Origin of the sequence: Catenibacterium mitsuokai, from assembly GCF_025148785.1 — a bacterium.
Classification (GTDB): domain Bacteria; phylum Bacillota_I; class Bacilli_A; order Erysipelotrichales; family Coprobacillaceae; genus Catenibacterium; species Catenibacterium mitsuoka.
In genome coordinates this window covers 1697442-1709971 of record NZ_CP102271.1, presented here as the reverse complement: position 1 = coordinate 1709971, position 12530 = coordinate 1697442, and the positions used below count along the sequence as shown (strand labels likewise).

The 12530-nt window shown below is 35.1% G+C and carries 11 protein-coding genes; 9 read left to right on the top strand and 2 right to left on the bottom strand.

The window, feature by feature from the left end:
- Positions 1-5 precede the first annotated feature (5 nt).
- Both NQ499_RS08955 and NQ499_RS08950 read right to left on the bottom strand, forming a co-directional pair.
- Complete coding sequence (locus NQ499_RS08955; protein WP_259848484.1) at positions 6-1082, bottom strand: IS110 family RNA-guided transposase; 1077 nt, start codon at positions 1080-1082, stop codon at positions 6-8.
- A gap of 396 nt (positions 1083-1478) precedes the next feature.
- On the bottom strand, positions 1479-1850 hold the full coding sequence (locus NQ499_RS08950) for a hypothetical protein (RefSeq protein WP_006504732.1): 372 nt from the start codon (positions 1848-1850) through the stop codon (positions 1479-1481).
- A gap of 136 nt (positions 1851-1986) precedes the next feature.
- Between NQ499_RS08950 and NQ499_RS08945 the strand changes: the two genes are divergently transcribed.
- The 9 genes from NQ499_RS08945 (at position 1987) to ffh (ending at position 12525) form a co-directional block, all read left to right on the top strand.
- Positions 1987-3186 (top strand): acetate/propionate family kinase, encoded by a 1200-nt coding sequence (locus tag NQ499_RS08945; protein WP_006504731.1) that lies wholly within the window; start codon positions 1987-1989, stop codon positions 3184-3186.
- Positions 3187-3272: 86 nt separating this feature from the next.
- Positions 3273-4202: a DHH family phosphoesterase gene (locus NQ499_RS08940; protein WP_006504730.1), complete on the top strand. Its 930-nt coding sequence runs from the start codon at positions 3273-3275 to the stop codon at positions 4200-4202.
- Between the two features lie 24 nt (positions 4203-4226).
- The gene (locus NQ499_RS08935; RefSeq protein ID WP_006504729.1) at positions 4227-4898 is read left to right on the top strand and encodes a response regulator transcription factor; all 672 of its coding nucleotides are present in this window, start codon (positions 4227-4229) and stop codon (positions 4896-4898) included.
- A complete protein-coding gene (locus NQ499_RS08930) occupies positions 4898-6271 on the top strand; it encodes a sensor histidine kinase (RefSeq protein ID WP_006504728.1) in 1374 nt (457 codons plus the stop codon). Before NQ499_RS08935 ends, NQ499_RS08930 begins: the two co-directional genes overlap by 1 nt.
- A 5-nt stretch (positions 6272-6276) precedes the next feature.
- Positions 6277-6849, top strand: a complete 573-nt coding sequence (locus tag NQ499_RS08925; protein WP_040389622.1) for a xanthine phosphoribosyltransferase — start codon at positions 6277-6279, stop codon at positions 6847-6849.
- 11 nt (positions 6850-6860) lie between these two features.
- The gene (locus NQ499_RS08920; RefSeq protein ID WP_006504726.1) at positions 6861-9797 is read left to right on the top strand and encodes a chromosome segregation protein SMC; all 2937 of its coding nucleotides are present in this window, start codon (positions 6861-6863) and stop codon (positions 9795-9797) included.
- 11 nt (positions 9798-9808) lie between these two features.
- Complete coding sequence (ftsY, locus tag NQ499_RS08915) at positions 9809-10789, top strand: signal recognition particle-docking protein FtsY (RefSeq protein ID WP_006504725.1); 981 nt, start codon at positions 9809-9811, stop codon at positions 10787-10789.
- A 4-nt stretch (positions 10790-10793) separates the two neighbouring features.
- Complete coding sequence (ylxM, locus tag NQ499_RS08910; protein WP_040389621.1) at positions 10794-11123, top strand: YlxM family DNA-binding protein; 330 nt, start codon at positions 10794-10796, stop codon at positions 11121-11123.
- 10 nt (positions 11124-11133) lie between these two features.
- Positions 11134-12525 (top strand): signal recognition particle protein, encoded by a 1392-nt coding sequence (ffh, locus tag NQ499_RS08905; protein ID WP_006504723.1) that lies wholly within the window; start codon positions 11134-11136, stop codon positions 12523-12525.
- Positions 12526-12530: the final 5 nt, after the last annotated feature.

The window sequence follows — 12530 nt, the reverse complement described above, 5'->3', positions numbered from 1 at the left end:
AAGCATCATTCTTGCAATTGCGATAATGGCTTTCTTGTGGCCTCGTCTCTTTTTGATACGAGAATACTTAATTCCAAAATAGCCTCCTTATCTTTGATTGCTCCAAGAGCACACTGAACTAATAAAGGTTTTAAATATTGACCTGCTTTAGAAATACGAACTGATTTTTTCTTGTTAGCACTTTCGTTGTTTGCAGGTGCTAATCCAGCCCAACAGGTTAGCTGTTTATCTGATTCGAATTGTTTCATATCTACTCCGATTTCTGAAATAATAAGGATTGCAGATAAAGTGCTGATACCTGGTAGTTGGGTGATGTGCATGAATTGATCGAACATTGGTGCTGCACGTTTCATCATTTCGATTTCACAGTTATCAATATGGACTTGTAATTCTTCCATATGAGTCATTGATTCATTCATTTTAAACCTTTGATCAGTTTCGATATTGCAGTGTTTAATGGAATCTAGAATCTTATCTTTATTTTTACACGATCCATGGATACATTTCAAAATTTTTTCATCTTCAATGATATCTGACTCAAGTACTTCTTTCATGATTGCTTGTGCAGACTTTCCAAATGGATCTGAAAATACAGAACTAATACCGATATTGGAAACTGTCATACAGTTTTGATATCGATTACGTTCAGAGGAACGCATTCCAACTAATTTATAGCGATAGCGAGATATTTCTCGTAAAGCTCTTATTTCTTTGGGCGGTATGAAAGAAAATTTGATTAGATCATGTTTAAATAAATCACAGATCCATTTTGAATCTTTCTTGTCAGTTTTCTTTCCTTTAATTGCTTTGACATATTTTGGATGAGTTAAGTAAATATTGATTTCATCTTCTAAGATGTTGAAAACTGGAATCCAATATTTGCCAGTAGATTCCATGCATGCATCAAAGCATTTGTGATTAATGAGCCACTGTTTAAGATTCAGTAAATCAGGGTTTAAAGTTGAAAACGTTTCTTGGATGTATTCGGTAATACGAGTTTTCTTATTAGTAATACCGATTGTAGCCACAATGATATTCTTGTGAACATCCATGCCACAGCAGATTGGTCTAACAATCTTCATAAAAAAATCTCTCCTTTCATTGAAAGAAGAGAAGTGGCATTGACTGCTATCTAAGCTAATCACTCAGTTGATTGTACAATCATAAGTGTCCTGGCTCTAAGTCCAACTTATTTGTGCTTGAAAAGATAGCGGCTACTTATAACAATTCAGGATATTCTATTTGAGTAGAATTGCCTACTCTGCCTCACGTGCTCTGTAGTATACCACCTCTCTTTGATTATACTATTATATCGAGATGCACACTAGAGTTTTGGTGGATTTGAGTTTGATTATATATTTGTGTCCGCGCAACGAAGGCGCGGGGAAATGGAGGAAACAATGAAAAAGGGGGACTGTAACGAGCAATAAATAAAGGTAATTTAAAATAATTAGGTGTTTCCTAAATTTTAATGATAATCAAACATGAGCACCACAATGGTGCTTTTGTTTTGCAGCATAATTCGCAATGCTGTCTTTTCTCCATGGATGATTCATTGGAGGAGTATACTTTTTCTTTTCTTTCTTAGGTGCTTCCTTAGGAGCATCAAATTCCTTTGATACTAGTTCATGTTTGGGTACTTCTTCCATTAGATAAAGCTTATCAGCGATATTTGCCAGAAACTGTCGATCAAATGACTCAATGACCATGCAGTCAGTCTTTCTTGCAAAGTATCTTCTGTCACCGTTTTCAGTTACTGGAAAATAGTATTTACTCTGGAATCTGATGCAGTGGTCTTTGTCTATAGTTCTAGTTAAAAGTATTGCAGGAGTACGATTAATTTCCTCCATAGATAGAACCGAAATAAGTCCTGAAATAAATCCTAAAATAAACCCTAAAATAAATGTCAACGCTTACAATATTTTTGTTGTGTTTTATATCTTATTTTAGTAAAATTAAATTATATGATTTTAAGGAGGTTATAATATGGCTAAAATCATGGCGGTAAACGCTGGTAGTTCATCATTAAAATTCCAGTTATTAGAAATGCCTTCAGAACTAGTAATCTGCTCAGGTATTGTGGAAAGAATTGGACTAGAAGAAGGAATTTTTACTATTAAACATAATGGACAGAAGAAAACAGAAAAATTACCTATTCCGGATCATAAGGTCGCTGTTTCTTTATTGTTAGACGCATTAGTGAAGGAAAAAATTGTTGAAAAGCTAGAAGAAATTGAAGGGGTAGGACATCGTATTGTACATGGTGGTGAATACTTTGATTCTAGTGCTGTTGTAAATGAAGACGTAGTAAGTAAGGTAGAAGAGTTATGTGAATTAGCACCACTACATAACCCTGCACACTTAGTAGGATATCGTGCATTCAAAGAAGCTCTTCCAGGAGTAGGACATGTATTCGTATTTGATACAGCTTTCCATCAGACATTGGATAGAGAAAGATATTTATATCCATTACCATTAGAATATTACACAGACTATAAGATTAGAAAATATGGCGCACATGGTACAAGTCATAAATATGTTTCTGAACAGGTTATTAAAGAATTAGGTAACCCTAAACATTCACGTATTATCGTATGTCATTTAGGTAACGGCGCATCACTTTCTGCGGTATTAGATGGTAAGTGTATTGATACATCAATGGGATTCACACCACTAGCAGGTGTAATGATGGGTTCTAGATGTGGTACAATCGATCCATCTATCATGCCTTACTTATGTAAGAAATTAAATAAAACACCTGATGAAGTATTAGACATCTATAATAAGAAATCAGGAATGCTTGGTATTTCAGGTATTTCATCAGATTCACGTGATATTGAAAATGCCTTATTCAATGAAGGTGATGAACGTGCATTATTAACTGGTTTATTATATTCACGTATTGTTTCTAAATATATTGGCCAATATTTCGTTGAATTAGGTGGCTTAGATGCGATTGCCTTCACTGCGGGTGTAGGTGAAAACGCTGCTTATTTAAGACGTTTGATTATCGATGATTGTTCTCGTGCTTTAGGAGTATTCCTCAATGAAGAATCAAATGCGATTCGTTCAGACGAAAATAGACTAATCTCTCATCAGTTCTCTAAGGTTGATGTCTTTGTAATCCCTACAAACGAAGAAGTAGAAATCGCTAGAGATACTATGAAACTATTACATTTAGGATAAAATGACAGACAGAAGTCATATATTGATTTCTGTCTTTTTTATTTGTATAAAAATATGTTAAAATGGGTGAAAAGGTGGGTTAAATTATGGATAAAATAATCAATTTATTAAAGCAATATAAACAAGTATTCTTATATCGTCATATTAATCCTGATTATGACGCTTTTGGTTCTACTGTAGGTATGTATTATTTCTTAAAAGAAAACTTTCCAGAAATCAATGTTGTGTTAAAAGGAAACTTTGAAAATGTTTTATGGGAAAAGTTCAATGCTACTATAGATGAGGAAAAAGAACTTCCTATTCTAGGTATTGTGATTGATACAGCCAATCGTGAACGTATTGATGGTGATATTTCTGTATGTGATAAAATCATTAAGATTGATCATCATATCGTTGTTGATTCTTATGGAGATATCAATATTGAAGATGCTACTGCATCAAGTGCCTCTCAGATTGTTTCTCTATTATTAGAAGAAGTGAAGGACAGTTATTCTTTAAATAAACAAGGTGCACGTGCTTTATATATGGGTATTATTGGTGATACAAATCGTTTCATGTATCGTTCCACAGATGCGCGTACATTCAAGGCAGCATCTTATTTATTGGAATCAGGTATTAATATTGAAGAAATCTATCAAACAATGTATTTAAGAGAAGAAAAAGATTTAAAAGTCACACAGTTTATCTTGAACAATTATCAAGTCAATGATAAAGTGGCTTACTATATATTGAAGGATGAAGACCTTAAAGAATTAGGTATTAGTCGTGAAGAAGGTTCTAGCTACGTCAATACACTTGCAAATGTCAAGGAATTTGAAGTCTGGTGTGCTATTACAGAAAACACTAAGGATAATGTTTATCGTGTCTCTATTCGCTCTAAAAATGCGATTATTAATGAAGTGGCTGCTAAGTTTGGCGGGGGAGGACATGCCCTTGCCTCAGGTGCAACACTTTCGAGTCTAGATCAGCTTGAGGACTTACTTTCATCTCTTCATGATGCAATAAGTATGATATAATGAGAATAAATGAGGTGAAATAAGATGAAATCTAAAATCATGGTTGTAGATGATGAAATGCATATTAGAGAATTAGTGCGTTTCTATCTCGATAAAGCAGGTTTTGATACAATTGAAGCGGCGAATGCTGAAGAAGCATTGGATATAGTAGAAAACCAATATATTGATTTGGCTGTTGTAGATATTATGATGCCAGGAATGGATGGCTTTGAACTTGTCGAACAGATGAGACAGTATCGTGAATTTCCAGTCATTATGTTGACAGCTAAATCTCAATCAAAGGATAAACTAAGAGGATTCTCTTTAGGTATTGATGACTATGTCACTAAGCCTTTTGACCCTGATGAATTAATGGCGCGTGTTAAAACAATCTTAAAACGTTATAGTATTAATTCTTCAAATGTGGTGAAGATTGGTGATGTGATCTTTGATGGTGATAAATATGAAGTACGTTATCAAGAGCAGGTCATTCATCTTCCTTTAAAACAGTTTGAATTGGCATTTGAACTCGCTAAGAATCCTAATCAGATTTTTACAAGAGAACAGCTTATTGAAAAAATCTGGGGGATGGATTATGACGGTTTTGATCGTACAGTAGATGTTCACATTAAGCGTATTCGTGAGAATCTTGGTCATCTTCCAGGATTCAAAGTTGTGACAGTACGTGGTTTAGGTTATAAAATAGAGGTTGAGTAATGAAGTCTATTTATAGTAAACTTGTAATTGGCTTTTTATTAACGTCTTTATTAAGTTTTTCTATCTGTTGCTTTTTTACAATAAAATCATATAACCGTGATTCTGATCAATTGGCTTTAGAAGAATTAGAACACTCTTCCAATCATATTGCAGATTTGATCAAGTTAATTAATGACAAGGATCAGGATAAGATTTTAGCGGATTATTCAGAAACATCAGAAATGTCTTTTACTGTCACATGTGAAGGACAGACAAAAAGCTATGGACATGTTAATAAGAAACTTATACTTAAAGATGATGAATTAAAGACACTTGCGACTTCAAAAGATAAGTCATTACGTAGTGAAGGAATTATTTCGCAATATGCAAAAGCATTTAAGATTGATAATCAAACATATGTGATTACAGTTCAGAAGGATTTTTCTGCTACAAAAGATATCTTTATGAAGTCTTATACGAGTGCAGCTATCATCTTTATGATGACAGGAAGTATTGTCTTCCTGATTGTTGCAGATATTATTGTGAAACCAATCTCACGTCTCACAAGGGTCACTGATGAGCTTGCGAAAGGGAATTATAAGGTGCGTGTCAATTATGAAGGAAAGGATGAAATATCCTCATTGTATGCTTCCTTCAATCAAATGGCAGTCAGACTCGCTAAGCAGGAAACAATCCGACAACAATTTATATCGGATGTATCTCATGAGTTCCAGACGCCTTTAACGGCTATTAGTGGATTTGCGACAATATTAAAGAATGAGAATCTGACAGATGAACAAAGAAAAAAATATGCAGATATTATATTGTTCAATTCAAATCGTTTATCTCATTTATCTAAGAATATGCTGCAGCTTACTTTATTAGATGGAGAAGATACAGCACTGGATAAGACAGAGTTTCCACTTATTGAACAGCTCAATCGTGTTATTGAGATGGAAGATAATGCGGCATTGAGTAAGGATATTGAAATAGAATTCATTCATCCTAAAAAGGAATTCATCATTGAAGCGGATGAAAGCCGTATGGAACAGGTATGGATCAATTTATTAAGTAATGCAATCAAGTATACAAATGAGCATGGTGTAGTAACAGTGGAAGTGAGAAGAACACCAACTGAACTACAGGTAAGATTTGAAGATACGGGTGTGGGAATGAGTCAGGATGCCATTTCTCATATCTTTGAAAGATTCTATAGACAGGATAAATCACGTACAATTGAAGGAAATGGACTTGGTTTATCAATAGTAAAAAGGATTATTGATTTACATCACTATAAAATAGATGTAGAATCACAAGAAGATGTTGGTTCTGTATTTACTGTTTATATCCCATATGAGATGTTTACAGGACTCACAAAAAAGAAAAAGGATTAGTGAAGATGGAAGAATTAAAGAAGAAGATTTTAGAAGACGGATATGTTATTAATGAAAATGTATTAAGAGTAGATAGCTTTTTAAATCATCAGATTGATGTAGAGTTATTTAATAAGATTGCAGATGAATTCTATGAAAGATATAAAAATAAACCAATCAACAAGATTGTCACTATCGAAGCAAGTGGTATTGGTTTAGCTGTTGTCGTTGCACAGAAATTCAATAATTGTCATGTAGTATTTACAAAGAAGGGTTCTTCTTCAATTACTGACAATGATTTCTATACAACAGAAATTCATTCTTATACTAAGAATAAGGATTATATTGGACAGATTTCTAAGAAATATTTAAGTCCAGAAGATCATGTGTTAATTATAGATGATTTCTTAGCTAATGGTGAAGCTGTTATGGGTATGATTGATTTATGCCATCAGGCAGGTGCAACAGTAGAAGGTATTGGTATTGTCGTTGAAAAAGGCTTCCAGCAGGGAAGACATAGAATTGAAGAAGCTGGATATGAAGTACAGTCTCTTGCAATCGTCAAGGGCTTTGAAAACGGCAAAGTTATTTTAGATTAGAGAGGAATAACATGTATTTAAAACGAATTGAACTTCATGGTTTTAAATCCTTTGCGGATAAAAGTGTAGTTGAATTCATGCCGGGTATTACTGGAATAGTAGGGCCTAATGGATGCGGTAAATCAAATATTACTGATGCCATCCGCTGGGTATTAGGAGAAAAGTCTGCCAAGGCGATGCGTGGAGAAACAATGACCGATGTCATTTTCTCAGGAAGTGAAGATCGTAAAGCACAGGGTGAAGCAGAAGTGACACTTGTCTTTAATAATGAAGATCATTTCCTTGATTTTGATTCTACTGAAGTGGAAATTACACGTCGTCTTTATCGTACAGGTGATTCTGAGTTCTTATTAAATAGAGAACAGTGCCGTTTAAAGGATATTACTGATTTAATTATGGATACGGGTCTAGGAAGAGATTCTTTATCTATTATTTCTCAGAATAATATCAATGAGTTTGTAAAAAGCAAACCTGAAGATCGACGTGCGATGTTTGAAGAAGCGGCAGGTGTTGCGAAATATAAGAAACGTAAGATTGAAACAGTCAGAAAACTTGAACGTACCACAGACAATTTAGACCGTGTTCAGGATATCTGTAGTGAATTAGAACGACAGATAGGACCATTGAAAAGACAAAAAGAAAAGGCTGAAACTTATTTAGAGTTCAAAGAAGAACTTCAGGAAGTAGAAGTTTCAGTACTTGTTAAGGAAATCAGTACTCTTTCTGAAGAATTAAAGACTTTAAATAAAGAGTTAGAAGACCTAGAAAATGAACGTATTACCAATGATGGTGCTGTTATTCTTGATGAAAAACAGAGTGAAGAACTTGAAAAGAAGATGTATGCACTCGATCAGGAAGTCAATGAACTTCAGGAAAAGCTATTAGAGGCGATGAATGAAGTAAGCAGCCTTGAAACACAGAAGGTAGAAATTGATGCCAATCGTAAGCATATATTAGAAACAACAAGCCAGGAAGATATAGAAGCAAAGAAAGCAAGTATGAAATCTATACTTCAAGACGCTATCATTGAATATAACGATAGAGTGAAGCGTTATAATGATGTTAAAAAGGAAAAGAATGACCTTTCTCAAAAAGATTCCTTAAATAAGAAGCAGCAGTCTAATCTTCGCTCGTTAATTGAAAAGAAGAATATTGAAATTCATAATTCTCGAACTGAAAAGACAAGATTAACTGATATTATTGAAAATAAGAGCGGCTATAGCTATGGTGTGCGTACTATTTTAGGTGCAAAGAATTCTTTATCTGGTATCTGTGGTGCACTAGGAGATCTGATTGAAACAGAAGAGACCTATGAAACAGCACTTGCGACTGCCCTTGGTGGTGCGATACAGTTCATTGTTACTCGTACAAATAATCAGGCAAAAGAAGCTATTTATTTCTTGAGAAAGAATAAGGCAGGACGTGCGACATTCCTACCTATTGATACAATGAAACCAAGATTATTAAGAGAAGAAGCAAAAATGCTTGCTGAACAGTCTTTAGGATATCTTGGTGTGATGAGTGATTTTGTGACTTATGATAAGTCTATCAGTGATGTTGTATTAAACCAGCTAGGTAATACAATTGTAGCGGATCATCTAGATCATGCGACAGAAATCGCAAAATCTATTTATCATCGTTATCGTGTCGTTACCCTTGAAGGAGATATCATCAATGTCGGTGGTTCCTTAACAGGTGGGGCATCTAAGCATACAAACAACGCAATGATGTCTAAAAGAGAATTAGAACGTGTGTCTCATACATTAGATCAGCAGGAAAAAGACCTCAACAAGATGAAGTCTGATCTGCATACATTAGAAAATGAGGGAAGAGAAATCGGACAGCTTTATATGCAGAAACAGATGTCTCTCGCAAAACTTGAACTTGTTGTCACAAACAAGAAGAGTGAGTATGAAGTAGCTAAGGCTGATTATGAAAACCTCACACATCAGAGTGTAGAACTTGATGAAGTGATCAAGGGGACTCAAAACAATGAATTACTTGATCGTTTGAATGATGCGAAGAGACGTCGTGATGAATTAAAAGAAACAATTCAGGCAAAACGTACAATCCGTATGGGTTATGTGAATGAAAATGAAGAAGTGTCTCGTCGTTTACGTGAACACCGTGCTGCTTTAAAGGATGTAGAAAGCCAGAGTACAGATAAGAAGGTTGCTAAGAGTCGTTTAGAAACAGAGATTCAGAACTACTTATTAAGACTTAATGATGCTTATGCTATGACATTTGAACATGCGCAGGAAAAAGCCGATATGTCCATTGATATAGATAAGGCAAAGGATAAGGTACGTGACTTAAGACAACGTATTGCTTCTCTTGGTCATGTCAATGTGGAATCTATTGAACAATACAATGATGTAAGTACACGTTATGAGACATTAAGTACGCAGCGTTCACAATTATTAGAAGCACAGGATAGCTTATTAAAAGCTATTAAGGATATGGATGCTATTATGGTTGAGAAGTTCAGCACTTCATTTGAAGCCATTAATAAGGCATTCAACGATGTATTCCGTTATTTATTTGGCGGAGGACATGCTTCACTTAAATATACTGATCCAGATAACATTCTAGAAACAGGTATTGATATTGAAGCACAGCCACCTGGAAAGGCTGCAAAACTGCATTCTTTCTCAGGAGGAGAAAACGCATTAATCGCATTAAGCTGCTTATTTGCGATGATTAGTGTGAAGCCATCTCCTTTATGTATTCTCGATGAAGTAGAAGCCGCACTTGATATTGCGAATGTAGAGCGTTTTGCGAAGTATTTACGTAGTTTCTCAGATGAGACACAATTTATTGTTGTTACACATCGTGAAGGAACTATGGCTGAATGTGACCTATTATATGGGGCTACAATGCAGGAAAAAGGTGTCACTAAGCTTGTCAGTGTTAAGCTTAAGGATGCGACTGAATATGCAAGCAGTTAGGAGGATGCATTATGGGATTTTTTCAAAAGATTAAAGAAACATTTGTAGGAAAATCTACAAAGCAGAATGAGAAGTATGTTGCTGGTCTTGATAAATCATCTGCTTCTTTCTCATCTAAAATTAATGCGTTAGCCGCAAGATATCGTGAAATCAACGATGAATATTTTGATGAGTTAGAAAATATCCTGATCATGAGTGATGTTGGTGTCAACATGGTTATGAAGATTGTGGATGAAATCAAGAAGGAAGTACGTCTTGAAAATATCAAGGATCCTCATGCGATTAATGATATTATCGTTGATAAGATGTTTGTCATCTATGCCAATGATTCATATATGACAACTAAGATCAACTATGCAGAAAATGATTTAACAGTTATCTTGATGGTTGGTGTCAATGGAGCAGGTAAAACAACTACTATTGCGAAGCTTGCCAATAAGATCATGCATGAAGAAGGCAAGAAGGTTATGGTGGCTGCCGGTGATACATTTAGAGCTGGTGCCATTGAACAGCTTGCTGAATGGGCAAATCGTTTAAATATTCCTTGTGTCAAGGGTAAAGAAGGGGGAGATCCTTCTTCAGTAATATTTGATGCGCTTGAACAGGCAAAAGAAGGCGGTTATGATGTACTTATCTGTGATACAGCAGGACGTTTACAGAATAAAGTAAACTTAATGAAGGAACTTGAAAAGATGAATCGTATCATCAAGAGAGTTGTGCCAGAAGGACCTCAGGAAACATTACTTGTTGTAGATGCAACAACAGGTCAGAATGGTATTTCACAGGCTGTCGAATTCTCTAAGATTACAGATATTACTGGTATTGTCCTTACTAAGATGGATGGTACTGCCAAGGGTGGTATTATTCTTTCAATTAAGGATATGCTCAATATCCCTGTTAAATTTATTGGTTTAGGTGAAAAGATTGATGATTTACAGGAATTTGATCTTGAACAGTATATTTATGGTTTATGTAATGATCTAATGGAGTAAGATGATGGATGAAGAATTAAAAAAGAAAGAACAAGTCATCCTCTTGATGGATTGTTATAGAGAATTGTTGACAGATAAACAGAAGCAGTATCTAACTCTTTACTATGAGGAAGATCTGTCTCTATCAGAAATAGCCGAAGACTTAGGAGTCTCTAAGAATGCTGTTTTTGATAATATTAAGCGTTCTGTGATGAGTTTAGAGAAGTATGAATCTAAATTACATATTCTTGAAAATCATCGCAAGAGACTTAATTTAATTAATAAGATTGAAGAAGAAAAGAATAAGAAGCATGAAGATATTGATGAATATCTTGAAATGCTGAAGAATATCTAGGGAGGTAATTATGGCTTTTGAATCTTTATCAGATAGACTCCAAGAGACATTAAAAAAGGTAACAGGACAAGCGACTCTTACTGAATCAAACATGGAGGAGATGCTTCGTGAAATCCGTTTGGCTTTACTTGAAGCCGATGTTAACTACCAGGTAGTTAAAGAGTTTATTGCAAATACAAAAGAAAAAGCAATCGGTCAGAACGTTATTGGTTCATTAAAACCAGGACAGGTTCTTGTTAAGATTGTTCATGATGAATTAGTATCATTACTTGGTACAGAAATGGTGACTGTAGACTACTCTAAAGATCCTACAATCATCATGATGGTTGGTTTACAGGGTTCAGGTAAAACTACAACGGCTGGTAAGATTGCTAAATTAATCACTGAAAAACAAGGCAAGAAACCTTTATTGGTTGCTGGCGATATTTATCGTCCTGCTGCCATTGATCAGTTAAAGACATTAGGTGCACAGCTTAATATTCCAGTATTCTCTAAAGGCACTGATACACCGGTAGAAACAATCGTAACTGAAGCTTTAGCTAAAGCGCGTGATGATCACAACGATGTAGTAATCATCGATACCGCTGGTCGTTTACAGATTGATGAAAAGTTGATGCAGGAGCTTGCAAACGTTAAAGAAATTGCCCATCCTGATGAAATCCTTTTAGTTGTTGACTCATTAGCTGGTCAGGAAATCGTGAATGTTGCTTCAACATTCAATGAAAGACTAGGAATCACTGGTGCCGTTTTAACTAAGTTAGATGGTGACGCGCGTGGTGGGGGTGCCCTCTCTATTAGACATGTCACTCACGTCCCTATTAAATATATCGGTACAGGTGAAAAATTAGACGAAATCGATTATTTCTATCCTGACCGTATGGCAGATCGTATCCTTGGTATGGGGGATGTTGTTTCTCTTGTAGAAAAGGTACAGGATGTCTATGATGAAAAAGAAAGTATGAAAGCTTTCAATAAGATGAAGGCTGGTACTTTTGGATTAGATGATATGCTTGATCAGATGAAGAAACTTCAGAAGATGGGACCTTTATCTGGTTTATTGAAGATGATTCCAGGAATGCCTAAGATTCCTAATTTAAATGATGATGATGCCGCTGCTAAAATGAAGATGACTGAATCAATCATTTATTCTATGACTAAAGCGGAACGTGCAAATCCTGATATGATTAATTCATCACGTAAAGAAAGAATTGCAAAGGGTTGTGGTCAACCTGTGACTGAAGTTAATAAGCTATTAAAACAGTTTGAACAGTCACGTAAGGTCATGAAGCAGCTAGGCAACATTGATCCTACAACTGGTATGCCAACACAAAGACCAATGAAGAATCAGCAGCAGTTCAATCCTTATCGTAAAAAGACAAGACATAAGAAAAAGAAGAAATAAAACCT